At 73.0% G+C, this 24070-nt stretch carries 26 protein-coding genes; 10 read left to right on the plus strand and 16 right to left on the minus strand.

The genetic code is table 11. From position 1 onward, the window contains the following. Window positions 1-18 precede the first annotated feature (18 nt). Both AB0761_RS15230 and AB0761_RS15235 read left to right on the plus strand, forming a co-directional pair. The gene (locus tag AB0761_RS15230) at window positions 19-585 is read left to right on the plus strand and encodes a DUF1003 domain-containing protein (RefSeq protein WP_377274119.1); all 567 of its coding nucleotides are present in this window, start codon (window positions 19-21) and stop codon (window positions 583-585) included. An 81-nt stretch (window positions 586-666) separates the two neighbouring features. Further along, complete coding sequence (locus AB0761_RS15235; protein WP_377269538.1) at window positions 667-1836, plus strand: Mrp/NBP35 family ATP-binding protein; 1170 nt, start codon at window positions 667-669, stop codon at window positions 1834-1836. A gap of 111 nt (window positions 1837-1947) precedes the next feature. Here AB0761_RS15235 and AB0761_RS15240 read toward each other — a convergent pair whose 3' ends face one another. The 5 genes from AB0761_RS15240 to sigE form a co-directional block, all read right to left on the minus strand. Next, complete coding sequence (locus AB0761_RS15240) at window positions 1948-2610, minus strand: hypothetical protein (RefSeq protein WP_377269539.1); 663 nt, start codon at window positions 2608-2610, stop codon at window positions 1948-1950. 225 nt (window positions 2611-2835) lie between these two features. Continuing rightward, window positions 2836-3243: a sec-independent translocase gene (locus tag AB0761_RS15245; RefSeq protein WP_377269540.1), complete on the minus strand. Its 408-nt coding sequence runs from the start codon at window positions 3241-3243 to the stop codon at window positions 2836-2838. Window positions 3244-3371: 128 nt separating this feature from the next. Next, complete coding sequence (locus AB0761_RS15250; protein WP_377269541.1) at window positions 3372-4790, minus strand: trypsin-like peptidase domain-containing protein; 1419 nt, start codon at window positions 4788-4790, stop codon at window positions 3372-3374. A gap of 118 nt (window positions 4791-4908) precedes the next feature. Beyond that, entirely contained in the window at window positions 4909-5865 is a 957-nt protein-coding gene (locus AB0761_RS15255) for an anti-sigma factor family protein (protein WP_377269542.1), read from the minus strand. Next, a complete protein-coding gene (sigE, locus tag AB0761_RS15260; RefSeq protein WP_377274121.1) occupies window positions 5862-6569 on the minus strand; it encodes an RNA polymerase sigma factor SigE in 708 nt (235 codons plus the stop codon). The genes AB0761_RS15255 and sigE overlap by 4 nt, the downstream gene beginning before the upstream one ends. A 286-nt stretch (window positions 6570-6855) precedes the next feature. On the opposite strand from sigE, the gene AB0761_RS15265 reads away from it, so the two are divergent. Beyond that, window positions 6856-7515 carry an O-methyltransferase gene (locus AB0761_RS15265; RefSeq protein WP_377269543.1) on the plus strand — a complete coding sequence of 220 codons (660 nt, stop codon included), beginning with the start codon at window positions 6856-6858 and terminating at the stop codon, window positions 7513-7515. Between the two features lie 132 nt (window positions 7516-7647). Here the strand turns inward: AB0761_RS15265 and AB0761_RS15270 are convergent, their stop codons facing one another. Beyond that, entirely contained in the window at window positions 7648-7815 is a 168-nt protein-coding gene (locus tag AB0761_RS15270) for a DUF3117 domain-containing protein (RefSeq protein WP_107101321.1), read from the minus strand. Between the two features lie 366 nt (window positions 7816-8181). Between AB0761_RS15270 and AB0761_RS15275 the strand changes: the two genes are divergently transcribed. Continuing rightward, window positions 8182-8988 carry an enoyl-CoA hydratase/isomerase family protein gene (locus AB0761_RS15275; RefSeq protein WP_377269544.1) on the plus strand — a complete coding sequence of 269 codons (807 nt, stop codon included), beginning with the start codon at window positions 8182-8184 and terminating at the stop codon, window positions 8986-8988. Window positions 8989-9083: 95 nt separating this feature from the next. Here AB0761_RS15275 and AB0761_RS15280 read toward each other — a convergent pair whose 3' ends face one another. Next, window positions 9084-9677, minus strand: a complete 594-nt coding sequence (locus tag AB0761_RS15280) for a DNA-3-methyladenine glycosylase I (protein ID WP_377269545.1) — start codon at window positions 9675-9677, stop codon at window positions 9084-9086. Continuing rightward, entirely contained in the window at window positions 9674-10081 is a 408-nt protein-coding gene (locus AB0761_RS15285; RefSeq protein ID WP_377269547.1) for a DivIVA domain-containing protein, read from the minus strand. Before AB0761_RS15285 ends, AB0761_RS15280 begins: the two co-directional genes overlap by 4 nt. Window positions 10082-10231: 150 nt before the next feature. Here AB0761_RS15285 and folP point away from each other — a divergent pair, with 150 nt between their 5' ends. Further along, complete coding sequence (gene folP / locus AB0761_RS15290) at window positions 10232-11095, plus strand: dihydropteroate synthase (protein ID WP_377269548.1); 864 nt, start codon at window positions 10232-10234, stop codon at window positions 11093-11095. Window positions 11096-11193: 98 nt separating this feature from the next. On the opposite strand, the gene AB0761_RS15295 is transcribed toward folP, so the two are convergent. Together AB0761_RS15295 and dapE are read right to left on the minus strand one after the other, a co-directional pair. Further along, on the minus strand, window positions 11194-12084 hold the full coding sequence (locus AB0761_RS15295) for a TIGR00730 family Rossman fold protein (RefSeq protein ID WP_377269549.1): 891 nt from the start codon (window positions 12082-12084) through the stop codon (window positions 11194-11196). Between the two features lie 40 nt (window positions 12085-12124). Next, window positions 12125-13207, minus strand: coding sequence for a succinyl-diaminopimelate desuccinylase (gene dapE, locus AB0761_RS15300; RefSeq protein ID WP_377269550.1), 1083 nt, complete (start codon window positions 13205-13207; stop codon window positions 12125-12127). A gap of 190 nt (window positions 13208-13397) precedes the next feature. Between dapE and AB0761_RS15305 the strand changes: the two genes are divergently transcribed. The 3 genes from AB0761_RS15305 to AB0761_RS15315 all read left to right on the plus strand — a co-directional run bounded on the left by AB0761_RS15305 (window position 13398) and on the right by AB0761_RS15315 (window position 16656). Continuing rightward, the gene (locus tag AB0761_RS15305; protein ID WP_377269551.1) at window positions 13398-14336 is read left to right on the plus strand and encodes a hypothetical protein; all 939 of its coding nucleotides are present in this window, start codon (window positions 13398-13400) and stop codon (window positions 14334-14336) included. A gap of 226 nt (window positions 14337-14562) precedes the next feature. After that, on the plus strand, window positions 14563-15516 hold the full coding sequence (locus AB0761_RS15310; protein ID WP_377269552.1) for an FG-GAP repeat domain-containing protein: 954 nt from the start codon (window positions 14563-14565) through the stop codon (window positions 15514-15516). Between the two features lie 378 nt (window positions 15517-15894). Next, window positions 15895-16656, plus strand: a complete 762-nt coding sequence (locus tag AB0761_RS15315; RefSeq protein WP_377269553.1) for a hypothetical protein — start codon at window positions 15895-15897, stop codon at window positions 16654-16656. A gap of 88 nt (window positions 16657-16744) precedes the next feature. Here the strand turns inward: AB0761_RS15315 and dapC are convergent, their stop codons facing one another. Continuing rightward, entirely contained in the window at window positions 16745-17893 is a 1149-nt protein-coding gene (gene dapC, locus AB0761_RS15320; RefSeq protein WP_377269554.1) for a succinyldiaminopimelate transaminase, read from the minus strand. A 20-nt stretch (window positions 17894-17913) separates the two neighbouring features. Continuing rightward, the gene (gene fdxA / locus AB0761_RS15325) at window positions 17914-18231 is read right to left on the minus strand and encodes a ferredoxin (protein WP_055572727.1); all 318 of its coding nucleotides are present in this window, start codon (window positions 18229-18231) and stop codon (window positions 17914-17916) included. Window positions 18232-18343: 112 nt separating this feature from the next. On the opposite strand from fdxA, the gene AB0761_RS15330 reads away from it, so the two are divergent. Both AB0761_RS15330 and AB0761_RS15335 read left to right on the plus strand, forming a co-directional pair. After that, window positions 18344-19357: a GNAT family N-acetyltransferase gene (locus tag AB0761_RS15330; RefSeq protein ID WP_377269555.1), complete on the plus strand. Its 1014-nt coding sequence runs from the start codon at window positions 18344-18346 to the stop codon at window positions 19355-19357. A 60-nt stretch (window positions 19358-19417) separates the two neighbouring features. Then, the gene (locus tag AB0761_RS15335) at window positions 19418-20260 is read left to right on the plus strand and encodes a transglutaminase family protein (protein ID WP_377269556.1); all 843 of its coding nucleotides are present in this window, start codon (window positions 19418-19420) and stop codon (window positions 20258-20260) included. A gap of 61 nt (window positions 20261-20321) precedes the next feature. Here the strand turns inward: AB0761_RS15335 and AB0761_RS15340 are convergent, their stop codons facing one another. The 4 genes from AB0761_RS15340 to AB0761_RS15355 are packed head-to-tail and all read right to left on the minus strand — an operon-like array spanning window position 20322 to window position 23942. Further along, window positions 20322-20927: a response regulator gene (locus tag AB0761_RS15340; RefSeq protein WP_377269557.1), complete on the minus strand. Its 606-nt coding sequence runs from the start codon at window positions 20925-20927 to the stop codon at window positions 20322-20324. Then, window positions 20924-22225: a sensor histidine kinase gene (locus AB0761_RS15345; protein ID WP_377269558.1), complete on the minus strand. Its 1302-nt coding sequence runs from the start codon at window positions 22223-22225 to the stop codon at window positions 20924-20926. Before AB0761_RS15345 ends, AB0761_RS15340 begins: the two co-directional genes overlap by 4 nt. An 8-nt stretch (window positions 22226-22233) precedes the next feature. Beyond that, the gene (locus AB0761_RS15350; protein ID WP_377269559.1) at window positions 22234-22965 is read right to left on the minus strand and encodes an ABC transporter permease; all 732 of its coding nucleotides are present in this window, start codon (window positions 22963-22965) and stop codon (window positions 22234-22236) included. Then, window positions 22962-23942 carry an ABC transporter ATP-binding protein gene (locus AB0761_RS15355; RefSeq protein WP_377269560.1) on the minus strand — a complete coding sequence of 327 codons (981 nt, stop codon included), beginning with the start codon at window positions 23940-23942 and terminating at the stop codon, window positions 22962-22964. Before AB0761_RS15355 ends, AB0761_RS15350 begins: the two co-directional genes overlap by 4 nt. Window positions 23943-24070: the final 128 nt, after the last annotated feature.

Consider the following 24070-nt stretch of genomic DNA (forward strand, 5'->3'; position numbering starts at 1 on the left):
GACCTGCGGGAGCTGCGGATCCGCGAGGGGGTCTCCTCCCCCGGCCAGGCGGCCGCGGCCCGGGTGGGCGAGCGGGAGGAGCGCCGGCGGATCCGGCTGGACCAGCCGCGCAGCGGCCGGCGGGCCTGGCTGCGGCTGCCCGCCTACGACCCGGAGGCCTTCGGGCGGCTGTCGGAGCAGATCGCCCGCTTCCTGGGGACGGGCCGGTTCATCGTCTGGATGACGGTGGTGGTGGTCGTCTGGATCGCCTGGAACATCCTGGCGCCGGGCCCGCTCCGGTTCGACCAGTACCCCTTCATCTTCCTCACCCTGGCGCTGTCGCTGCAGGCGTCGTACGCCGCCCCGCTCATCCTGCTGGCGCAGAACCGGCAGGACGACCGGGACCGGGTGAACATGGAGCAGGACCGGGCCCGCAGCGAACGCAACATCGCCGACACCGAGTTCCTCACCCGGGAGGTCGCCGCGCTCCGTCAGGGCCTGGGCGAGGTGGCCACCCGCGACTTCCTCCGCTCCGAGCTGCAGGGGCTGCTCAAGGAGCTGGAGGAGCAGCGCCGGGAGCTGGCCCCCCGGGTCGAGGACGTCTGAGCCGCCCAGCGTGCCGCGGGTGTGACCCGCCGCACGCTACCGGCGGGTCGGGGGTCACCGCAGGCGCCGTACCATCGGTGCATGGCCAATGAGACGCAGGGCGCGGCCGGCGGCGCGACGGCACTCGAGGAGTCCGTACGCAGCGCGCTGGCGACCGTCCAGGACCCGGAGATCCACCGCCCCATCACCGAGCTGAACATGGTGAAATCGGTGGAGATCGGCGACGGGGGCGCGGTGCGCGTCGCCGTCTGGCTCACCGTCTCGGGCTGCCCGATGCGGGACACCATCACCAGCCGCGTCACCGAGGCGGTGCAGCGGGTCCCCGGCGTCACCGGCGTCGAGGTCGAGCTGGATGTGATGAGCGACGAGCAGCGCCGTGAGCTCTCCACCATGCTGCGCGGCGGCACGGCGGAGCGGGAGATCCCGTTCGCCAAGCCGGGCTCGCTGACCCGGGTGTACGCGGTGGCGTCCGGCAAGGGCGGCGTGGGCAAGTCCTCGGTGACCGTCAACCTGGCGGCGGCACTGGCCGCCGACGGGCTGAAGGTGGCCGTGGTGGACGCCGACATCTACGGCCACAGCGTGCCGCGGATGCTGGGCGTGGAGGGCCGGCCGACCCAGGTCGAGAACATGATCATGCCTCCGTCGGCGCACGACGTGAAGGTGATCTCCATCGGCATGTTCACCCCCGGCAACGCCCCGGTGGTGTGGCGCGGCCCCATGCTGCACCGCGCTCTGCAGCAGTTCCTGGCGGACGTCTACTGGGGCGACCTGGATGTGCTGCTGCTGGACCTGCCGCCCGGCACCGGCGACATCGCCATCTCGGTGGCCCAGCTGGTCCCCAACGCGGAGATCCTGATCGTCACCACTCCGCAGCAGGCCGCAGCGGAGGTCGCCGAACGGGCAGGCACCATCGCCCTGCAGACCCACCAGAAGATCGTCGGCGTGATCGAGAACATGTCGGGCATGCCATGCCCGCACTGCGGCGAGATGGTGGACGTCTTCGGCACCGGCGGCGGACGCACCGTGGCCGATGCCCTCACCCGGGCCACCGGAGCCGAGGTCCCGGTGCTGGGTGCCATCCCGATCGACATCCGGCTCCGCGAGGGCGGCGACGAGGGCAAGCCCGTCGTGCTGTCCGACCCGGACTCCCCCGCCGGTGAGGCGCTGCGCGCCGTGGCGGGCAAGCTGGGCCGCCGCGAGCGCGGCCTGGCCGGGCTGTCCCTCGGGCTCACCCCGCGCAACAAGTTCTGAGGCAGCGAGGCCCGGGGCGACCGGCTCCGGGCAACCCGTTCGCGGACACCTCCCGGACGGCGCAGGGCCCCGTGTGCATGGCAGGCCATGCACACGGGGCCCTGCGGTGTGTCAGGAGGCGCCGAGCGCGGTGGCACCGGCCGGGCGCGGCTCGGTGTAGCGGACGATGTCCGGGACCGGCGCGAAGCCCAGGCCGTAGGCGCTGATGCCGCGTCCGTAGGCACCGAGCAGCACCCCGCGTGCCTCACCGGCCAGCACCCAGCCGTACTCGGACTCGCGGTAGCGGAAGTCCTTGGGGACGCCGGCCACCGGCAGGTTGAGCGAGGACCAGTTGGGGCCGTCCAGGTCGTCGGCCAGGTCCCAGGCGATGGCGGTCTGCTGGTCCAGCCAGTCCTGCCGCAGGGACCGGTCCAGCTGGCCGGGCCAGGTGGACGAGAGCAGCCCGGAGCCGGCCAGCCAGGCCGCGGAGGAGGCCGAGGTGGCCTCCAGGACGCCTGTGCCGTCCATGCTGCGCCGCACCGGGCGGCGTGCCACCGTCACCACGACGACGAAGCGGCGGGTGTCCGGCACCCCCTCGTACTGGCGGGCGGCGGGCTCGTCGCCGTGGCCGACCGAGCCGTAGTCGACCCCGCCGTCGGCTCCGGCCCCCACCTGCATCAGCCAGCGCGCCCCGGTCCAGCCGTCGTCCAGGCCGTACCAGGGGAAGTCCGCCGCCAGAAAGCCGTCGAGCACGGCCGCCGGTGCCGCTCCCGTCGCACGACTCGTCGTGTCCATCCTGGGCCTCCTCAGACGACCTGTCACCGCTCCGGCGCGCGGTGCGGCCGGGCCCCGCAGTCGCAGACGATGCATCAGGGCAGAAAATAGGATAGCGAGGGCAGTGGCGCCCTCCCGGCGTGTCGTGGAACCACGTCTTTTCGGGAGTGGCGGAGACCTCGGGACTGGCGGAGACCTCGGGGCCGGCGGAGACCTCGGGACTGGCGGAGACCGTTTCCCGTCGGCTCAGGTGGCGTCGGGGTCGAACGGCGGGCGCTCACCGGAGGGCAGGTCGCCGCCGCCCTTGGTCATGTCCACCGTGCCGCTGACCGTGCGCTGCGCCGCCGGAGCCGGCTCGTCCTCGTCCAGGTTCAGGTCGAAGCCGTTGCGGATCTCCTTGAGACCCAGCTCGTCACCGCCCAGCAGGTTCTTGCGGACGAACGTCTTGGGGTTGAGGTCCTCGAACTCGAAGTCCTTGAACTCCGGGCCGAGCTCGTTGCGGATGTCGGCCTTGGCGTTGTCGGCGAAGGAGCGGACCTTGCGGATGAACGCCATGGTGTCCTGGATGACCTTCGGCAGCTTGTCCGGTCCGAAGACGATCACCGCGATGACGATGAGGACCAGCATCTCCGGCAGGCCTATGTCATTGAACACCCGGGACTCCCTGCAGCTGGACGACGTGTAGGCGCGGCGGCGACTGCCCACCAGGGTAATGGCCGGGTGCGGGTCCCGGGCAGGCCCCATGGTTAAGCAGTGGCAAACATGGGCGGGGCACCACCCGGTCAGCCCCCGGACGCACCGTCCAGCCTGACCTTCACGGTGTGCCGGGCGGACCCTCGCTTCAGGGTCAGCTCCAGGGTGTCGCCGGGCCGGTGGCTGCGGATCACCACCACCAGTTCGTCGCCGTCGTGGACCGGCCGCCCGTCGGCCGAGACGATCACATCACCGGGCCTGATCCCCGCCCGCTCACCGGGCCCGCCCGCAGTGACCGGGGAGCTGCCGGAGGAACCGGACCCGGACAGCACCTTGGCCCCGTCGCCGGTGAACCGCATGTCCAGGGTGACCCCGATCACCGGGTGGACCGCCTTGCCGTCGTTCACCAGCTGCTCGGCGACCCGGCGGGCCTCATTGACCGGGATGGCGAACCCCAGGCCGATGCTGCCGGCCTGCTTGTCGGCCTCCAGCGGATCACCGGTGCCGCCGGACGCGGAGCGGATGGCGGAGTTGATGCCGATCACCCGGCCGCGTGCGTCCATCAGCGGACCGCCCGAGTTGCCGGGGTTTATCGGTGCGTCGGTCTGCAGCGCGTCCACATAGGAGACGCCGTCGCTGTCGCCCTCGCCGCCCGCGGTGATGGGCCGGTGGGTGGCGCTGATGATGCCCGACGTGACGGTGCCCTCCAGGCCGAAGGGCGCGCCGATCGCCACCACCGGGTCCCCGACCTGCACCCCGTCGGAGTCGCCGAGAGTGAGCGGCTGCAGCCCGGAGACCCCGCTGACCCGGATCACCGCCAGGTCGTACCCGGCGTCCCGCCCGACCACCGTGGCCCTGCGGGTCTGGCCGCTGTCGAAGGTGACGGTGATGGTGCCGGAGGAGGCCGCCGGGGAGACCACATGGTTGTTGGTGAGGATGTGGCCCTTGGTGTCCAGGACGACGCCGGTGCCGGTCCCCTCCGCGCTGGGACCCTTGACATGGATGTAGACCACCCCGGGCAGCGCGGCATGGGCGATGCCCGCGACGCTGTCCTGGGACCGGCCCACGGCGGTGTCGGAGATCTGCGGCAGGCTGATGTGGCCACCCGTGCTGCGGTCCTGCAGAAAGGCGCCGATGCCGCCGCCGACGGTCCCGGCGAACAGGGCGAGCAGTACCGCGCCGACCACCAGCGGGCCGGTACGCCGTGGCCCCGCCGGAGGCTGCGGAGCGGCCCAGCCGTCGAACCCGGTCACCCCGCCGGGGGCGGAGGGCGGCCCCCAGGGGTCCCACTGCGGATACGGCCGGGTCCAGGCAGCCGTGACGGCCTCAGGCGCCGCCGCTGGAGTCGGCAGGGGCTCGCCACCGGACGGTGCGGTGTCCTCGGCACCGGCCTCGACGGCGGCCTCCATGGGAGCGGAGCCGGGGTCGGCGGCCACGGGGCGGTCCGGGTGGCTCCACCACTGCGGTGCGCCGGTCGCCGGCTCTGCCCGGTCTTCCGTCGAGCTCATACGTGCTGCTGCTCCCCTGTAGGCACCGCGGCTCGCGGCGGCCGCCCCACGATTCAACCAGTCCCGGCACCCGCCCCGACACCCGGTCGGGAGGACCGGTCCACGGAGCTGCCGCCGACTACCGCTCGGCGGACCGGCCCGCCGAGATCAGCGGGGAGGAGGTGGCGCCCGGGGTGGCCGGGGAGGCGCTGATGAAGTCGGGCAGCTCGGCCGGGACCGAGACCGGGTATCCGGCCCGGATCGGCAGTCGCAGCGGTGCGTTCAGCGGGGAGACCTCGCCGTTGCCCGAGCCGGTGTCGGCGACCGGGCTGACGCTGGAGCCGTAGGGCTCGTCGGTGGTGGTGTCCACACTGCCGAACCCGCCGAGACCGGTCAGTGCCACCGCCGCGACCGAGAAGGCACCTGCCGCGGCGAAGGCGAACCGACGGCCGCGCGCCGCCGAAGGCCGCGGCGAACGCTCCGCCGCTGTGCCCGCGGGCCGCCCGTCCGGAGGGGCCACCGCATTCCGCAGCCGGGTGGACATCCGCAGCTCTCCCAGCGGCCCTGTCTGGGCCGCCCTGGGGTCCAGGCCCGGAAGTGGTGCCGCAGCGCCCAGGGCGCCGCCGCCGAAGGCCGCGCCGCCGCCGAAGGAACCGCCGCCCGCACCGCGGCCGAAGGAGCCGCCGTCCAGCCGGCTGCTGCCGCCGAAGGTGCTGTCGCCGCCGTCCGGACGGTCCGCGCCGATCGCCAGCAGCCGGCCCAGCAGCATGGTGGAGGGATCCGGGGTGACCGACTCGGCCAGCAGCTGCTTGACCGACCGGGCCTCCTCAGCCTCGGCAAGGCAGTCGGGGCAGGTGGCCAGGTGCACCTGTACCCGGTCGCGCAGGTCGTGGTCGAGCTCGCCGTCGACAAAGCCCGCCAGCCGCTCGCCGAGGTGGTGCTCGTCGACGGACTGCTCGGCCGTGGCGGTGGTGCCGACATTGGTGAGCGCCACCACCGAGGCGGTGGTCTGCGACTCCTCCAGGCCCGTGCCGTCCTTGCCGACCGACTGGGTCCTGCTGCGACGCCCCGACCCGGTGTAGCGCTCGGCGCTCACAACCGCCCCCGACCCGGTTCACCGGCCGCTGCTGGGCCGGCGGCCGCGGTGGCGGCCGGCTCCGTGGCGCCCGAACCGCCGCGCCGCACACGGCCCGGAGCGGTGCCCGGGGCACGGTGCTTGAGGGCGGAGCGCAGATGCGAGCGCCCGCGGTGGATCCGGCTGCGGACGGTGCCGAGCTTGACGCCCAGGGTGGCCGCGATCTCCTCGTACGACAGCCCCTCGATGTCGCAGAGCACCACCGCGGCCCGGAACTCCGGGGCAAGGGTGTCCAGCGCCAGCTGCACATCGGCGTCGAAGTGGTTGTCGTGGAAGTGCTGCGCCGGGCTGGGCTCACGGCTGGGCAGCCGCTCGGCGGCGTCCTCACCGAGGGCGTCGAAGCGGATCCGCTGGCGGCGGCGCACCATGTCCAGGAAGAGATTGGTGGTGATCCGGTGCAGCCAGCCCTCGAAGGTGCCGGGGGTGTAGGTGGAGAGCGACCGGAAGACACGGACGAAGACCTCCTGGGTGAGGTCCTCGGCGTCGTGCTGGTTGCCGGTGAGGCGGTAGGCGAGCCGGTAGACCCGGGCGCTGTGGGCCTGGACGATCTCCTCCCAGGTGGGCGGAGTCCAGCTCTGCACGTCGGCACCCTGGGCGAAGGCGGCCGTGGCTGCCGGCTTCGGGTCGGCGGACGGCTCTTCGGGGGTGTGCACAGGCTGGTTCATCACGGGCTCTGGCGTACGGGCCGACGCTGCGCTGCGGAACTGCCGCCGCACAGGGGCGCCGCCCTCAGCCACACCTCCTCGGTCGGCTCTTCTGCCCAGCAGGGCCACCACCATATCCGCCTCGCCCGTCAGTTCCGGATAAAGCCTGTCCGTACACTCCTGCGCGGTCGACGCCGCCGACCGCTGTCCCGAGGGCCGTTCGCCCTCGTACAGCACCAACGTGCCGCCGTCGGACGCGGTTCCCGGGACGGCCAGTAACCTGTGGCTGGAAATATCGACACCAGCTTTGGCCAGGTCCCTGACGGAGGCAGCCATCACCGGCTTCGGGCTCGCGGGTGCAGCCCTCGCCGACACCTATGTCGGGGAGGACGACGCGCTGATCCGCGCCCGCACCCGGGCGGCGCGGGCCGGGATACGGGCGGTGGGCCCCGGCGGGGGTGCCTGCCTCCGGCTGCTGGCGGCGGCGCTCGGTGCCAAGGCGGTGGCGGAGATCGGCACCGGGGCCGGGGTCTCCGGGGTCTATCTGCTGCGCGGCATGCGCCCGGACGGTGTGCTGACCACGGTGGACCCGGAGCCCGACCGGCAGCAGCTGGCCAGGGCGGCCTATGCGGAGGCCGGGTTCGCCGCCAACCGGTTCCGGGTGATCCCGGGCCGGGCGCTCGAGGTGCTGCCCCGGCTCGCCGACGGCCAGTACGACCTGGTGTTCTGCGACGGTGACGCAGCCGAGAGCCGGGAGTACCTCGCAGAATCGTTGCGCCTGCTGCGACCCGGCGGAATGGTCTGCTTCGAGGGGGTCTTCCAGGAAGGCCGGCTGGCCGACCCCGGGCTGCGCGACCCGCAGACCCACGCCGTACGGGAGCTGGTCCGGGTGGTCAGGGAGAGTGACGCCCTGCTGCCCGCCCTGCTGCCGGTGAGCGACGGGCTGCTCTGCGCCGTCAGACGCTGACCGGGCCCTCACCTGCGGCCCGGCCGCGGCCGCAGCGGATTCCGGCCACCCCCGACCTGCGGAGACAAGAGGCCCCACCGGGATGGTGTCCCGGTGGGGCCTCGACGCTCTGCGGAGAGGAACGCGCGCGGCTCAGCCGCAGGCCTTCTTCAGGGCCTCGCCCAGCGCGTCGGCCTCGTCGGGCGTGAGCTCGACGACGAGCCGACCACCGCCCTCGAGCGGAACTCGCATGACGATGCCCCGCCCCTCCTTGGTCACCTCGAGCGGGCCGTCGCCCGTCCGCGGCTTCATGGCCGCCATGCTCGTTCCCCTTCCTGCAACCTGCTCATCGACGTACCGCCGGTCCGTCCACCGCCGGTATCGAACGCATTGATCGGGGACCATTATCCCGCATGGGGAGGCCCGATGACCAACATCACTCTTCGCGCATCCGCAGCCACCAGGTCCCAAACCTGCCCATTCCGTCGCGCGGACGCGGTTCCGGCACGAAACGAGGGCCCATCAGAAGCGGCGCCGCCGCTTCCTCTTTGGTGTCCCCCCGTCGGACGCACCGCCGACCGGGGGACGTTCCCCGCCGCGGCCGAAAGGTGCCGTACGTCACACTGCCGCGAGCGGACCGCACTCCGGCATGCTGACGGCAACCACCCTCGAAGGACAGGACATCGCATGGCCGACAGCCCCGTTCGCTATGAACTCGACGGCGGCCTCGCCGTTGTCACCATCGACCACCCCGCCGCCATGAACGCGCTGGACACCGCGACCAAGGTCGCACTGCGCGACACCGTCGCCGCGGCCGCGGCCGACCCGGCGGTGCGGGCGGTGCTGCTCACCGGCGCGGGCGACCGGGCCTTCTGCGTCGGGCAGGACCTCAAGGAGCATGTCGGCAAGCTGGCCGAGGCACGGGAGAGCGGCACGGGCAATGCGCTCTCCACCGTCGCCGAGCACTACAACCCCCTGGTCAGGGCGCTCGCCGGGATGCGCAAACCCACCGTGGCCGCGGTCAACGGAGTGGCTGCCGGGGCCGGCGCATCGCTGGCCTTCGCCTGCGACTTCCGAATCCTCGCGGACACCGCCGGCTTCAACACCTCCTTCGCCGGGGTGGCACTCACCGCGGACTCCGGTGCCTCCTGGACGCTGCCCCGGCTGGTCGGCCATGCGCGGGCGACCGAACTGCTGATGCTGCCGCGGACGGTCAAGGCCGCCGAGGCACTGGAGCTGGGACTGGCCAACCGGGTGGTCCCGGCCGCCGAGCTGGCGCAGACCGCACGCGACTTCGCCCGCCGGCTCGCCCAGGGGCCGACCGTGGCTCTGGGGGCGCTCAAGGAGTCGATCGACTTCGGCTGGTCGCACTCGCTGAGCGAGACGCTGGACAAGGAGGACGAGCTGCAGACCAGGGCCGGGGCGTCCGAGGACCACGGCATCGCGGTGCGGGCCTTCCTGGACAAGGAGCAGCCCAAGTATCTGGGCCGCTGACAGCGGCCCGCCCGGCAGGGCGGACCGCCCCGGGGCGGGGGCTCCTTGTGCGGCCACCCGCGCTCCGGGCGCAGGCCGCCCCGCTCCGGACCGGCTCAGGACCGGGCGGCGCTCCCGACGGCGTCCCTGGCGCAGCAGTCGGCCAGGTGGTCGTTGACCAGCCCGCAGGCCTGCATCAGCGCATAGGCGGTGGTGGGCCCGACGAACCGGAAGCCGCGGCGCTTGAGCTCCTTGGCCAGGGCCGTGGACTGCGGGGTGACGGCCGGGACGTCGGCGGTGGAGAGCGGGGCAGGCCGTGCGGGGTCGTCCGCATAGGACCAGATCAGCTCGGAGAGACCGGCCGGCAGTTCCAGGGCGGCGCGGGCGTTGGCCACCGCGGCGTCGATCTTGGCGCGATTGCGGATGATGCCCGGGTCCGCCAGCAGTCGCTCCCGGTCGGCGGCGGTGAAGGCGGCCACCTTCTCGATCGCGAAGCCCGCGAAGGCGGACCGGAAGTTCTCCCGGCGGCGCAGGATGGTGATCCAGGAGAGTCCGGACTGGAAGGCCTCCAGGGAGACCCGCTCGAAGAGTGCGTCGTCGCCGTGGACCGGCCGGCCCCACTCGGTGTCGTGGTAGGCCCGGTAGTCGTCCGCGCTGTTCCCCCACGGGCAGCGCAGCAGCCCGTCGGTACCGGGGGCGGCGCCGCTCATACCTGCCCCTCCTGGCCGCCCTGGGTGTTGTGGCCGTTCTGCGGGGCTCCCCCGTCGGCGCCTGCGCCGGACGACGGCGCGGGGCGCTCCTTGTCCAGCGTCAGGGTGCGGCCGGCCCGGTCGCCGGCCGCGGCCGCCTCCAGCTCGGCGATCCGGGCGTCACGCAGCGCGAGCTCGGCGCCGAGCCGGTCGAGCACATCGTCGACCTCGTCCATGCGGTAGCCGCGCAGCGCCATGGGGAGTCGCAGTTCATCGATGTCGGCACGGCCCAGCGGTCGCTCCTCGGGCAGCCGGGCGGACACCCGGTCGGGCACGGCGTCCGGCATCGAGCCGCCGGCACCCAGCGCCACCAGCGCGGCACCGCCGACCACCACGGCCATACCTGCCACGATCAACCAGAACACGATCCGCTCCTCCCGGTCACCCCTGCGCCGCCGCGTGGGGGATCATGACCTCTGGCAAGAACCCCTGGGCCATCATCGCGCACCGGCGACGACCATGATGGACCACCTCGGTGAGAACCGGGACGGTTGGTGAGCTGATCGGGAGGACGCATGGCGTTGAGGCTGGGACCGCGGGAATTCGGTGACGACGATCTGGTGATCATGGCCATCGTCAACCGCACCCCGGACTCCTTCTTCGACCGGGGGGCGACCTTCGCCGACGAGGCCGCCTTCGCCGCCGCGGACAAGGCGGTGTCCGAGGGCGCGGCGATCCTGGACATCGGCGGGGTGAAGGCCGGACCGGGCGAGGAGGTCACGGTCGAGGAGGAGCTGCGCCGCACGGTGCCCTTCGTGGCGGAGCTGCGCAAGCGCCACCCCGAGGTGGTGCTCAGTGTGGACACCTGGCGGCACGAGGTCGGCGAGGCCGTCTGCGAGGTGGGCGCCGATCTGCTCAACGACGCCTGGGGCGGGGTGGACCCGCTGCTGGCCGAGGCCGCCGCCCGCCATGGCGCGGGGATCGTCTGCACCCATGCCGGCGGCGCCCAGCCGCGCACCCGCCCGCACCGGGTGGGGTACGAGGATGTGATGGCCGACATCCTGCGGGTCACCACCGGACTGGCCGAGCGGGCGGTGGCGCTGGGGGTGCGGCGGGACGCGGTGATCATCGACCCGGGGCACGACTTCGGCAAGAACACCCGGCACTCGCTGGAGGCCACCCGGCGGCTGCCGGAGATGACCGCCACCGGCTGGCCGGTGCTGGTCTCGCTCTCCAACAAGGACTTCGTGGGCGAGACCCTCGACCGCCCGGTGGACGAGCGGCTGCTGGGCACCCTGGCCACCACCGCGGTCTCCGCCTGGCTGGGGGCCCGGATCTACCGGGTGCACCAGGTGGCGGAGACCCGTCAGGTGCTGGACATGGTGGCGTCCATCCTCGGCACCCGCCCGCCGGCGGTGGCCCGCCGCGGTCTGGCGTAGTCACCGCCGGGCGGGGCCACCGCTCCGGCCGGGCGCGGTCCGGTGCGACCGCCGGGCCGCACCGCCGCAGTCCGGCGCGGGAGGCCGGAAGGCGGGCGTCAGATGTCGCTGGCGCCCTCTTCGACGGCCGTGAAAGCGGCCCGCTCCGCGGCCTCCTGGTCGGATCCGCCGTTGCGCCGGCGGGCGTCGTCCAGGATCTTCATCACCTCGGCAACGTCGTCGGTGACATGGAAGAGGTCCATATCGGCCGTCGAGGCCTTGCCCTGCTCGACCACGGTCGAGCGCAGCCACTCGACCAGTCCGCCCCAGTAGGCGCTGCCGAAGAGCACCACCGGGAACCGGGTCACCTTGCGGGTCTGCACCAGGGTCAGCGCCTCGAAGAGCTCGTCCAGGGTGCCGAAGCCGCCGGGCAGCACCACAAAGCCCTGGGCGTACTTCACAAACATCGTCTTGCGGACGAAGAAGTAGCGGAAGTTGAGCCCGAGGTCGACATACTCATTGAGCCCCTGTTCGAACGGCAGCTCGATTCCGAGCCCCACCGAGACCCCGCCCGCCTCGGAGGCACCCCGGTTGGCGGCCTCCATCGCGCCGGGCCCGCCACCGGTGATCACCGCATAGCCGGCCTGGGCGAGCGCCCGGCCGATCTCCACGCCGGTCAGATAGTCGGCGGAGCCCCGCGGCGTACGCGCCGAGCCGAAGACGCTCACCGCAGGGGGCAGCTCGGCCAGTCCCCCGAAGCCCTCCACGAACTCCGAGGTGATCCGCAGGACCCGCCAGGGGTCCGTGTGCAGCCAGTCGGTGGGCCCGGTGGTGTCCAGCAGCCGCTGGTCCGTGGTCTCCGCCCCCACCCGCCCACGCCGCAGCAGCAGCGGACCCTGCTGACGCTCGGGCCAGCCCCGCTTGCCGGGCAGCGGGACCGACCGCTCGGGTCCGTGTCCGTTGGTCCGCCCCTCGTCCGGACGGATCTCCTGTCCACCAGTGCCGTTCATGCAGGAAGGGTAGTGGGGCGCGGCGCCGAACGGGGCCGGCTCAGGAGGTGAGCCAGGAGCGGATCTGCCGCTCGCACTCGGCGATCGCCTGCAGCGAGCAGTGCTCCTCGCGCTTGTGGGCCAGGTTGGGGTCGCCCGGTCCGTAGTTCACCGCGGGAATGCCCAGGCCCGAGAAGCGGGCGACATCGGTCCAGCCGTACTTGGCCCTCGGCTCACCCCCGGTCGCCTCGACGAACGCCTTGGCGGCGGGGTGGGCGAGCCCGGGCAGCGCACCGGGAGCCGAGTCGGTGACCACCACCTCGAAGCCCTGGAGCACCTCGCGCACATGCGCCTCCGCCTCCGCCACGCTGCGGTCGGGGGCAAAGCGGAAATTCACCGTCACGGTGCACAGATCCGGGATGACATTGCCCGCGACGCCGCCCTCGATCCGCACCGCATTGAGGCCCTCGCGGTACTCCAGGCCGTCGATCGCCACCCGCCGCGGCTGGTACGCGGCCAGCCGCCCCAGCACCTCGGCCATCCGGTGGATCGCGTTGTCGCCGAGCCAGCTGCGCGCCGAGTGCGCCCGCTGGCCGGTGATCCTCACCTCCGCACGCAGGGTGCCCTGGCAGCCGCCCTCCACCACCGCGCTGCTGGGCTCCAGCAGCACCGCGAAGTCGCCCTGCAGCCACTCGGGGCGCTCCCGGGCCAGATGCCCCAGGCCGTTGCGGGAGGCCTCGACCTCCTCGCAGTCGTAGAAGACGAAGGTGAGGTCGCGGTTGGGATCCGGCACGGTGGCGGCGATCCGCAGCTGCACCGCGACGCCGGCCTTCATGTCGGAGGTGCCGCAGCCGTACAGCAGGTCGCCCTCCACCCGGGAGGGCAGATTGTCGGCGATCGGCACCGTGTCCAGATGCCCGGCGAGAACCACCCGCTCCGGTCGGCCCAGCCGGGTGCGGGCGACCACATTGTTGCCGTAGCGGTCCACGACGAGATGCGGCAGCGGACGCAGGGCCGCCTCCACGGCATCGGCGAGTGCCGCCTCGTCCCCGCTCACCGAGGGGAAGTCGACCAGCTGCGCGGTGAGTGCCCCGCCGTCGAGGCCGAGGTCAAGGGGGGTGCGAGGGGACTCAGGGGTGCTCATGGCCCACCACCCTAGCCAAGCCGGCGGCTGTGATCCTTGTTGTCCACAGGCTGTGCGGGCCGGCGGTTCCCCCGTCCGCTGCCCCGGCCGTCCGCACCCTCCGTTGTCCACAGGCGGGTGGACCCCAGGTGCCCGGAACCATACCTGCCGGTACCTTGGGTGCCCCACAGCACGGGAGGGACGGCGATCGATGGCAACGCGGTCGATGGCGGGGCGGGCATCCTCCGGGCGCACCCGGAGGTGGCGCTGGATCCTGCCCGCGGGGCTGGCACTGGTGGTGCTGGTGGCGACGCTGCTCTTCGTCAACCGCCGGCATGTGCTGCCGACCGAGGAGCAGTGCCACTTCGCCACCGCTGCGGGAGAGCTGACGCTGGATCCGCAGCAGGCGTCCAACGCCGCGGTGATAGCGGCCGTGGCCCACTCCCGCGCCCTGCCGGAGCGGGCGGTCACCATCGCGCTGGCCACCGCGCTCCAGGAGTCCCACCTGGAGAATCTGGACGGGGGCGACCGTGACTCGGTCGGCCTCTTCCAGCAGCGGCCCTCGCAGGGCTGGGGCACCGCCCAGCAGATCGCGGACCCGGTGTACACGACCAACAAGTTCTTCGACGGGCTGGTGAAGGTCCCCGGGTACTCCCGGCTGCCGCTCACCGAGGCCGCCCAGGCCGTGCAGAAGAGCGGCTTCCCCCAGGCGTACGCCAAGCACGAGACGGATGCGACCGTGCTGACCGCGGTGCTGAGCGGACGCGAGGCGGAGTCCATCGGCTGCACGGTCTCGGGTGCCGCCCCGGTGGCCGCCGCCTCACCGCGGACCGGCGCCGACGGCCTCACCGGGGACGCCCGGCGGATCGCCGACCAGGTGCGGCGTGACTTCGGCGCGACGGTGAAGGTGCACTCCGTCCCGGCCGCCGGCGGCCGGGCCGTACTGCTGGTCCCGGCCGGGGAGTCCGCCGCCGCCCGGCGCAGCGGCTGGGCCGCCGCCCACTGGGCGGTGGCCAGGGCTGCCGACCTGGGCGTGGCCTCGGTGGTCTACGACGGCAAGGAGTGGCGTACCGGGAGCTCCACCGGCGGCTGGCAGCAGCACCGCGGAACCGCGCCGTCCAACGGGGTGCTGGTCACCGCCGGGGGCTGACCACGGACTGGACACCCCGTCAGACAAGCCCGGCCAAAGAGGTGTTCGGCTGTCGGCCGGGTTGGCTACAGTCTGCTCGTGCGCCTGCCGGGCGCGCAGCACGGGGGGATGTACACGGGGGAAGCGGGGGACTGCGCCGTCAGGGGCGCGGCCACACACTTTTGTCCGACTCCGACCACCGCGCCGCGCGGGTGCACGCACCTGTCACCGCAACGAGGAGTCATCAGTGCAGTCTTCCTCCACCGGCGGCGTCCGCCGCACGGTCCGCCGCCTGGCCACCGTGGCCGCGGCAGCCGGTCTGGCGGCCGCCGTCACCGGCACCGCCACCGCTGCCGGGGCCTCCGGCCCGGCCGCCCCCGGCGCCGCGACCCGCGCCATCGCCGGGACCCCTCAGGGCGAGATCGCCGCTCTGTCAGCGCTCACCCGCGCAAGCACCAGCAAGGTCGCCTCGCTGCCGCTGAACGCCATCGACAGCAAGGGCAACCTCTGCAGCTGGAACCCGCTCACCTCGGCCGGCGGCGGTTTCGCCAAGGGCACCTGCTACAGCGGCTACGGCTGGGTCAACGGCGCCGTCGCCGGCTCCGTCAACAGCGACAGCACCGAGGACGTGTTTCTCCGCAGCAGCAGCACCGGCCACCTCTACGGTCTGGTCTCCGGTGTGAAGAACGGCATCGACGAGGGCCGCGGCTGGAACGGCTACACCTCGATCGTGATGCCGGGCAACCTGGGCGGCTCCGCGTCCGACGACATCCTGGGCCGCGACAAGAGCGGCGCGCTCTGGCTGCACCCGGGCAACTCCAACGGCCACCTCAGCGCCCGGATCAAGGTGAGCCCCGGCGGCTGGAACACCTACCGCGCCATCTTCGGGAAGTTCGACTACAACGGCGACGGCCGCACCGATGTCCTCGGGGTCGACTACCACAACGCCATCTGGGTCCACCTGGGCACCGGCGACCTGAAGCACCCCTTCAGCAAGCGGGTGCGCATCGCCACCAACTTCAACGGCTACAACTATGTGCTGTCCACCGGTGATGTGAACCGGGACAACCGCTCGGACTTCCTGGCCCGTGACAACAACGGTGTCCTGTGGCTCTTCCGCGGCTACAACCGGCTCAGCGGCCCGTTCGCGGCCCGCTACTCCCTGGGCTCCGCTCTCAAGAGCTTCAAGCTGATCTTCTGATCGGCCATCGGCTCGACCCCGGGCCCTGCCCGCCGCATATGCGGCGGGCAGGGCCCGCGGCTTTCACTGCGGCAGTCGTGCGACGCACTCAGGGGTGAAGCGTCTTTACACAGCTTGACGCGCCGCGGGCCGGCGCCGGGGGCTTTACACACACCGCCGCTCCATCGGCCCAAAACCCGGCCGACCTTGGGACGTATGGGGAGTGACGTTCCTTCGGGGGCCGCACAGCAGAGCACAATGTCCGCAATGCCACAAGAAGGCTGATACTACGTTTACCGAGTCTTTACCAAAGACGCCCGCAACCTTCCTGCTCCTGGAGCGGTAAACACCACGTCCGCCTGGCGGACGGGTCTTGTCCTCATCTCCGTTAGGAGCACCATGTCTCTCCCCCTCACGCGTCGGATCGCTCAGGCTGCGCTGCTCGTCGCGGCCGGGGCGGCCCCCGTGGTCGCGACGGTCGGCACCGCGTCCGCCGCGGAGCTGCCTCAGACGGCCGACCTGGGTGGGCTGACCCAGCTCGACAGCGACAGCCTCGCCGGACAGGTGCAGGACGTCGCCCACCAGGCCGGCAGGCAGGTCGGCAACTCCGGCGGCAGCACCGTCTCCTCGGCCATCCCCTCGGTGTCCGACACCCTGGGTGCGACCGCCGCCGCCGCGATCCCCGAGATCAACCGCTTCGCCGGCTCGGCGGCCGAGCAGGCCGGCGCCACCGCCGGCACGACCGGTGAGATGGCATCCGACGCGGCCCAGCGCACCGTGGCCCCGGTCGGCGGCGGCGGCCCGCTGAGCGCCCTCACCGGCGGCGGTCTGACCGGTGGCGCCCTGACCGGCGGCGGCCTGCCGACCGACCAGCTGGCCGGCGCCGGCCTGCCGCTCGGCGGCCTGGACCAGGCTGCGGGTGGAGCCCACCACCGCCTGGGCGGCCTGCCGGAGCTTGGCTCCCCCAACAGCGGCGGCCTCGGTGGCCTGGACTCCCTCACCTCGCTGATCGGCACCATCGGTGGCGCCGCCACCCAGGGCGGCGCCCAGGGCCTGTCCGGCCTCCACGGTCTGCAGAACGCCTCGCCCCTGCAGAGCCTCTCCCCGATCCAGAGCCAGGACGGCAGCACCCCGCTCTCGGGCCTGGGTCTGCCCCTCTGACACCCGCACCACTGTGCGGGCACACAGAAACGGCGGTGGGGCCGGGGAGTGCATCACCCTCCGGTCCCACCGCTCTGTGTCCGTCGCCTCAGCTGCCGAGCCGACGGACCGCAGCGTCCACCCGCTCGTCGGTGGCCGTGAACGCCACCCGCACAAACCGCTCCCCGGCCTCGCCGTAGAAGTCGCCGGGCGCCACCAGGATGCCCAGCTCTGCCAGTGCGGCCACGGTGTCCCAGCAGGCCTCGTCACGCGTCGCCCAGAGGTAGAGGCTGGCCTCGGAGTGCTCGATCCGGAAGCCGTACGCCTCCAGCGCCTCGCGCAGTGCGGTGCGGCGCCGTGCATAGCGCTCGCGCTGCTCGGCCACATGCGTGTGGTCCGAGAGCGCCGCGATGGCCGCCGCCTGCACCGGCGCGGGCACGATCATGCCGCCGTGCTTGCGCACCTGGAGCAGCTCCTGCACCACCGCACGGTCGCCCGCGACGAACGACGCCCGGTAGCCGGCCAGGTTGGAGCGCTTGGAGAGCGAGTGGACCGCCAGGATCCCGTCGTGGCTGTCCCCGCAGATCTCCGGGCGGAGCACCGACTCCGGGTCCGCGTCCCAGCCCAGCTCCAGATAGCACTCGTCGCTGACCAGCAGCACCCCGTGCTCCCGGGCCCAGGCCACCGCGCGGCGCAGCTCCTCGCGGCTGAGCACCCGGCCGGTCGGGTTGGAGGGCGAGTTGAGCCAGAGCAGCCGCAGTCCGGTCGGGTCCAGCTCCCACGGGTCGTCGTAGGGCACCGGCTCCGCGCGGGCCAGCCTGGCGCCCACCTCATAGGTGGGATAGGCCAGCCGCGGGAAGGCCACCCGGTCGCCCGGGCCCAGTCCCAGCTGGGTCGGCAGCCAGGCCACCAACTCCTTGGATCCCACCGTGGGCAGCACCCCGGCCGGCTCGGCGGCGACGGCCCCCAGCCGGTGGCGCAGCCAGCCCACGATCGCCTCCCGCAGCTCCGGCGTACCCCAGACGGTGGGATAGCCGGGTGTGTCGGAGGCGGCACCCAGTGCCTTCTGGATCAGCTCGGGCACCGGGTCCACCGGGGTGCCCACCGAGAGGTCGACGATCCCGTCCGGATGCGCGGCCGCGGTCGCCTTGTACGGCTCCAACCGGTCCCAGGGGAAGACCGGGAGAAGCTCCGAGACGCGCCGCGCCGCCCCCGAACCCGTCGGGAGCGGCGCGGGCGTGCTGTCGTTGGTGCTCACAGCGCTGGTGCCACCGATCGTCACGCCTGGGGCGGCAGTGCCGCGATGAAGGGGTGGTCCCGCTCGATCAGCCCGAGCTTGGAGGCGCCACCAGGCGAGCCCAGGTCGTCGAAGAACTCGACGTTGGCCTTGTAGTAGTCCTTCCACTCCTCCGGAGTGTCGTCCTCGTAGAAGATCGCCTCGACCGGGCACACCGGCTCACAGGCTCCACAGTCGACGCACTCGTCCGGGTGGATGTAGAGGGACCGCTGACCCTCGTAGATGCAGTCGACCGGGCACTCCTCGATGCATGCCTTGTCCTTGACGTCGACACAAGGCTGCGCGATGACGTAGGTCACGCTGTCGTTCCTCCTCGTAGGGGCTGGCTCTCGCGCGGGGGAGCGCGTCGTCGTCGATGCCCGCCCCTAGTATCGCGGGTCTATGACACTGGATGCACGGGAGGTGGCCGGGATGGCGGACAACCATCATGCACAGAAGCACTCAGAGATCCGGATCACCCTTTCTGACGTGGGACGACGTGTCTCGGTGCGGCGTGTCCTGGATATCGTCGGGGACCGTCCCGTGTTTGGCGACACGATAGGCGTGCTCACATCGTGGGACGCCGGAGTGCTGGTCGTGGTGGGCCGAAACGGCGAGTCGGTCGAGGTCAGGGAGGACCGTCTGGTGGCGGGCAAGCCGGTGCCGCCCGCGCCGCTGCGGCGGGTCCGACCGCCGTCCGCAGGACCGGTGGAGCTGCAACGGATCGCCGCCCGCGGCTGGCCCGCCACGGAGACCGCCGCCCTCGGCGAGTGGACCCTGCGGGCCGCCGGCGGCTTCACCCGTCGGGCCAACTCCGTGCAGGCGCTCGGCGACCCCGGGCTGCCGCTGGACGCCGCACTGGACGCCGTCCGCGACTGGTACGACGCCCGGGGGCTGCCGGCCCATGTGGAGGTCACCGCGCCCGGCTCCCCGGCAGGCCTGCGGGAGGAGCTGGCCCGGATCGCCTCCGAGGAGACCCCCACCCTCTTCCGTACGGCGCCGCTGGCCTCGCTCGCCCGGCTCGGCACCGCCGACCACCCGGTGCGGCTGGCCCGCACCGCGTCGGCGCAGTGGATGTCCTGCTACCGCCGGATCGGCGGCGACCCCTCGCTGGAGCGCAGTGCGCACGCGGTGCTGCACGGCGGCCCCTCGGTCTGGTTCGGCGCTGTGCCGTCGCCCGACGGCTCGGCCCCCGCAGCCATCGGGCGCTGCGTGGTGGACGGCGACTGGGCGGGATTCTCGGCCGTCGAGGTGCTCCCCGGGCACCGCCGCCGCGGCCTCGCCACCGAGATGATGGCGGCGCTGGCTGCCCGCGCCGCGGAGGAGGGCGCCACCGGTGCCTACCTCCAGGTGGAGGCGGACAACAGCGGCGCGATCGCGCTGTACGACCGGTTGGGCTTCACCACCAGCCACACTTACCACTACTGTCGCCTGCCGCGGAGTTGACGGACAGCCAGGCCGACCGACCGCAGCAGCCGATCCTGATCCGAACGGGCCGAACCAGTCGTGACCGAAGAGAGCCGGGCGAGGTTCCACGCCGAGGCCAGGGCCGAGTGCCCCGACCCGGTGCTGCTCTGCCTGCTCGCCGGGCTGGAGGCCGACCCACAGGCCGACCCGGACGAGGTGATCAGCACCGCCGGGGCCGTGCTGGACCGGCTCGCGGAAGCGGTGCGGCGTGCCGTGGACGAGCGCCGGCCGGTCGGCGCGGCGGCGCAGGCGGCGCTGCTGGCGGCGGTGCTGGCCGGCCGCGAGCGTTTCCACGGGAGGCCCTCGGACTACAACCGGCTGGACTCCTCGCTGCTGCCGGCGGTGCTGAAGCGCCGCAGAGGGCTGCCGATCATGCTGTCACTGGTCTGGGCGGCCGTCGCCGAGCGGGCCGGCCTCCCCGTCCACGGTGTGGCGCTGCCCGGCCACTTCGTGGCGGCGGTGGGCGAACCCGGGAGCGGACAGGTGCTGGTCGACCCGTTCCACGGCGGTCGTACGCTGACGCCCGAGGACGCCGCGCAGCTGGTCGCCGCCGCCACCGGAGAGGCGTTCACCGACCAGATGCTCGCGCCGCCCGCGCCGCTCGACGTGGTGCTGCGGGTCCTGGGCAACATCCGCACCTGGGCGTCCTCCCGGCCCGAGCAGGCGCGTACCCAGCTGTGGGCCACCGAGCTCTCCCTGCTGCTCCCCCGCCACCCCGCCCAGCTGCGGCTGGAGCGGGCCGAGATCCTGGTGCGGGTGGGCGACTTCCTGGGCGGGGCCGCCGAGATGGAGTCCTATGCGGCGATCCTGGACGCCTTCGACCCGGATTCGGCGGCCCGGGTGCGTCTGGAGGCCAGGGCCGCACGCCACCGGCTCAACTGACCACCGGCCCACCTGACCACCAGGGCTCGGCCGACCAGCGCAGCGGTGGACCGGTGCGGCGCTACAGCCAGCCCTTCTCCCGGGCGATCCGCACCGCCTCGGCCCGGTTGCGGGCGCCGGTCTTCTGGATCGCCATCGACAGGTAGTTGCGCACCGTCCCCTCGGACAGATGCAGCCGGGCCGCGACATCGGCGTTGACCGACCCGTCGGCCGCCGCCTCCAGCACATCCCGTTCCCGGGAGGTCAGCGGATTGGCGCCCTCGGCGAGGGCGGCCGCCGCAAGCGTGGGGTCGATCACCCGCTCCCCGCGCAGCACCCTGCGCACCGCATCGGCGAGCTGTGCGGCGGGTGCGTCCTTGACCAGGAAGGCATCGGCGCCGGACTCCATCGCACGGCGGAGGTAGCCGGGGCGGCCGAAGGTGGTGAGCACCACGATCCTGGTCGCCGGACGGGTGCCTCGCAGCAGCGCCGCGGCCTCGATGCCGGTCATGCCGGGCATCTCGATGTCCAGCAGCGCCACATCCACGTCGTGCTCGACGGCGGCCGCCACCACCTCGTCGCCGCGGGCGACCTGCGCCACCACCTCGATGTCCCCTTCGAGGCTCAGCAGGGCGGCGAGGGCCTCGCGCACCATGGCCTGGTCTTCGGCGAGCAGCACTCTGATCACGGGTGCACGCTACCGGTCGGCGGGGTGTCCGGGGCCACCGGCGGGTTCTGGGTCCTGCGGAGCGGGACCCGGGCGCGCAGCCGGAAGCCCTTGCCGCGGGGCCCGGTTCCGGTCTCCAGCCGGCCTCCGGCGAGCGCCAGCCGCTCGTGCAGCCCAGCCAGTCCGCTGCCGCCGGGACCGCGCTGCGGTCTCCCGGCGCGGGCGGCACCGGGGCCGGTCCCGTTGTCGGTGACCTCCAGGACCGCCCAGAGCCCGTCCTCCTCCCACTCCTCGTCGAGCCCGACGGTGCAGCGGGTGGCGCCCTGCGCATGGCGGACGACATTGGTGACGGACTCGCGCAGTGCCCAGCCGAGGGCGCCCTCCTCCTCGGGACCGAGACCCGGCAGCCCCTCGGGGAGCAGTGCCGTGGCGTCGACCTCCACGCCTGCGGCGCTCAGCGCGGTGCGGGCGGCGGCGAGTTCCACCGCGAGTTTGGGGCGCCGGTAGCCGCCGACGGCTTCGCGGACGTCCACCAGCGACTGCCGTCCGACCCGCTCGATGTCCGCCACCTGCTGCCGGGCGTCGTCGTACCGCTCCTGCTCCAGGAACCGCCCGGCGAGCTCGCTCTTGAGGGTGATCAGTGACAGGGAGTGGCCCAGCAGGTCGTGCAGATCGCGGGCCAGCCGCAACCGCTCGTCGGCGGCGGCGAGGTGGGCGACCGCCTCGCGGGCCTCGCGCAGCTCCCGCATCGTTCCGACCAGGCGCTGGAGTCCGGTCATGGCGGCGCCGCCGAGGAAGGCGGAGAGGGCGATCCCCGGCAGGGAGTCCGCACCGGTGTGGACGGCGGCGCCCACCGCCACCAGCAGCGCGGTCACCCCGGCGACCCCGGGCAGGGCCCAGCGGACGGGCAGCACCGCGCCGACCGCGACCGACAGGTAGGCGAAGAGGGTCAGCCAGTCGTCGCCCAGGGTGAGGGTGGTGGCGAGGGCCAGCCCCAGCATCACGGCGAGCGCGGCGGTGGTTCCCCGCCGGGCGGCGGCGACATTGCGCAGGATGATCAGGCCGAGGTAGCAGGCGAGGAAGGCGGCGAGGGCGGCCGCGCCCAGGGCGGTGGCCGCTGCGCCGTGGTGGCCGCCCGTCAGGTCCTGGACCGGGTAGACCAGGTAGATCATCCACAGCAGCATCCAGCAGAGCTTGACCATCAGCTGGCGGCGGTTCTCCACCGGCGCACCGGGATAGGACGTATGCAGACGCCCCCGGTCGCCCTCCTCCCCGGCCGTCTCGGGCGGCGGGGCGGAAGGCGTCGAGGGCGTCGGCATGGCGGTCATCATGCCTGCTTGGTGTCCCGCTGGTACAACCATGCCGCGAGGCCCGCGAAGAGCAGGAAGTAGACGGCGAGACCGAGCAGCGTCCCCGTGCCCGGGGCGGTACCGGTCTGGCCGATCCGGCCGAGCTGGTTGTACAGCCCGGTCGGTGTGACCTCGCCGAGGTCCCGGATCCAGGTCGGGGAGTGGTCCAGGGAGAACCAGGTGCCGCCGAGCAGGGACAGCCCGATATAGGTGATCATCACCACCGGCTGCACCACGTCCGGACCGGCGGCGTAGCCGAGGGCGATCCCCAGCGCAGCGAACACAAAGCTGCCGATCCAGAGCGCCGCCACCAGCGCAGGCCACTGCCAGGCGTCCATCCGCACGTGCTCGCCCAGGCCGCCGAGCAGCATCACCAGCAGGATGGAGGGCAGGCTGAGGCTGGTCGCCGCGGCGAGCTTGGCAAGGACGTAGCCGTGGCCCGGCAGGGCGGTCAGCCGCAGCTGCCGCACCCATCCCTCCTTGCGCTCCAGGGCGATGCGCATGGCTCCGTTGAGCGCTGCGCCCACCGAGCCGAAGGTGGCCATGGAGACCATGAAGTACGTGGCGGCGGGCATCCCCGGGGCCAGGTCCTTGCCGCCGGCCGAACCGGCCATCAGCAGATAGAGCACCGCGGGGTAGAGCAGGCTGAAGAAGACATACCGTCGGTTGCGGAGCACCCGCAGCAGTTCGAGCCGGATCAGCGTGGTCATCGTGCGCTCTCCTCGGTGCCGCCCTGCTGCACGGCCGTCTCGTCGTGGGTGATGGCGAGGAACGCCTGCTCCAGCCCCAGGCCGGCGACCTCGAGGTTGCGCGGGTACAGGCCGGCCCGGTAGACCGCCGCCACGGTGGCGTCCGCGTCGGTGGAGCGGATCCGTACGGTGCGGCCGTGGACCTCCAGGGCGCCCAGCGCGGGGAGACCGCGCAGCACGGCGTCGCGCTCGGCGATGTCGTCCAGGTCGAAGACGATGCGGCGGGCACCGGCCCGGGCCTTGACGTCGGCCGGGGTGCCGTCGGCGATCAGCCGGCCGCGGTGCATCACCAGGACCCGGTCGGCGACCTGGTCCGCCTCCTCCAGGTAGTGGGTGGCGAAGAGCACCGTGCGGCCCTCGTCCGCCAGGCCCCGCATGGTGCCCCAGAAGGCCTGCCGGGCGGAGACGTCCATGGCGACGGTGGGTTCGTCCAGCACGATCAGATCGCTTGCCCCGGCGGTGGCGAGTGCGAAGCGCACCCGCTGCTCCTGTCCACCGGAGAGCTTGCCGACCCGGCGGTCGGCGATGCCGGCGACACCGGCGGTCTCCAGCACTCGGTCGACGGGGTAACCGCGGGGGTGGACGTCGCAGGCGAACTGCACCAGTTCGCGGACCTTGACGTCGCTCATCAGCCCGCCGCTCTGCAGCATCGCACCGACCAGGCCGGCCGCCAGGGCCTGCTGGGGGGTGGTGCCGAAGAGCCGGACCGTGCCCTGGTCCGGGTTGCGCAGGCCGAGCAGCAGATCGAGCGTGGTGGACTTGCCGGCGCCGTTGGGGCCGAGCAGAGCGACGGTCTCGCCGGGCCGCAGTGTCAGGTCCAGCCCGTCCACCGCCTTGACCTGGCCGTAGGTCTTGGTCACCGCGGTGAAGGCAGCCACCTCGGGCTCTCCGGTGTGCTGCTGCGGCATGTCGCGCGCTGACGCGGTCGCGGTCCTCATCCGTCCCTCTCCTGGCTCTCGGCCGTCTCTCGATCCGACTCCTCCAGGGTGGCCCGGCGGATGGCCCCGGGGTCAGTGCGACCGGTCGTGTTCTCCGCATGACGGATGTCACGGCGCGTCGGGTGCCG

The organism is Peterkaempfera podocarpi, from assembly GCF_042466665.1.
In the GTDB taxonomy this organism is placed as follows: Bacteria; Actinomycetota; Actinomycetes; order Streptomycetales; family Streptomycetaceae; genus Peterkaempfera; species Peterkaempfera podocarpi.

Coding starts and splice junctions, on each gene's coding strand:
- AB0761_RS15355 (WP_377269560.1), bottom strand. CDS start 23,942: ATGAGGACCGCGACCGCGTCAGCGCGCGACATGCCGCAGCAGCACACC.
- AB0761_RS15315 (WP_377269553.1), top strand. CDS start 15,895: ATGTCTCTCCCCCTCACGCGTCGGATCGCTCAGGCTGCGCTGCTCGTC.
- sigE (WP_377274121.1), bottom strand. CDS start 6,569: ATGAACCAGCCTGTGCACACCCCCGAAGAGCCGTCCGCCGACCCGAAG.
- AB0761_RS15305 (WP_377269551.1), top strand. CDS start 13,398: ATGGCAACGCGGTCGATGGCGGGGCGGGCATCCTCCGGGCGCACCCGG.
- AB0761_RS15295 (WP_377269549.1), bottom strand. CDS start 12,084: ATGAACGGCACTGGTGGACAGGAGATCCGTCCGGACGAGGGGCGGACC.
- AB0761_RS15250 (WP_377269541.1), bottom strand. CDS start 4,790: ATGAGCTCGACGGAAGACCGGGCAGAGCCGGCGACCGGCGCACCGCAG.
- AB0761_RS15275 (WP_377269544.1), top strand. CDS start 8,182: ATGGCCGACAGCCCCGTTCGCTATGAACTCGACGGCGGCCTCGCCGTT.
- AB0761_RS15240 (WP_377269539.1), bottom strand. CDS start 2,610: ATGGACACGACGAGTCGTGCGACGGGAGCGGCACCGGCGGCCGTGCTC.
- AB0761_RS15270 (WP_107101321.1), bottom strand. CDS start 7,815: ATGGCGGCCATGAAGCCGCGGACGGGCGACGGCCCGCTCGAGGTGACC.
- AB0761_RS15330 (WP_377269555.1), top strand. CDS start 18,344: ATGGCGGACAACCATCATGCACAGAAGCACTCAGAGATCCGGATCACC.
- AB0761_RS15280 (WP_377269545.1), bottom strand. CDS start 9,677: ATGAGCGGCGCCGCCCCCGGTACCGACGGGCTGCTGCGCTGCCCGTGG.
- AB0761_RS15350 (WP_377269559.1), bottom strand. CDS start 22,965: ATGACCACGCTGATCCGGCTCGAACTGCTGCGGGTGCTCCGCAACCGA.
- dapE (WP_377269550.1), bottom strand. CDS start 13,207: ATGAGCACCCCTGAGTCCCCTCGCACCCCCCTTGACCTCGGCCTCGAC.
- AB0761_RS15235 (WP_377269538.1), top strand. CDS start 667: ATGGCCAATGAGACGCAGGGCGCGGCCGGCGGCGCGACGGCACTCGAG.
- AB0761_RS15345 (WP_377269558.1), bottom strand. CDS start 22,225: ATGCCGACGCCCTCGACGCCTTCCGCCCCGCCGCCCGAGACGGCCGGG.
- folP (WP_377269548.1), top strand. CDS start 10,232: ATGGCGTTGAGGCTGGGACCGCGGGAATTCGGTGACGACGATCTGGTG.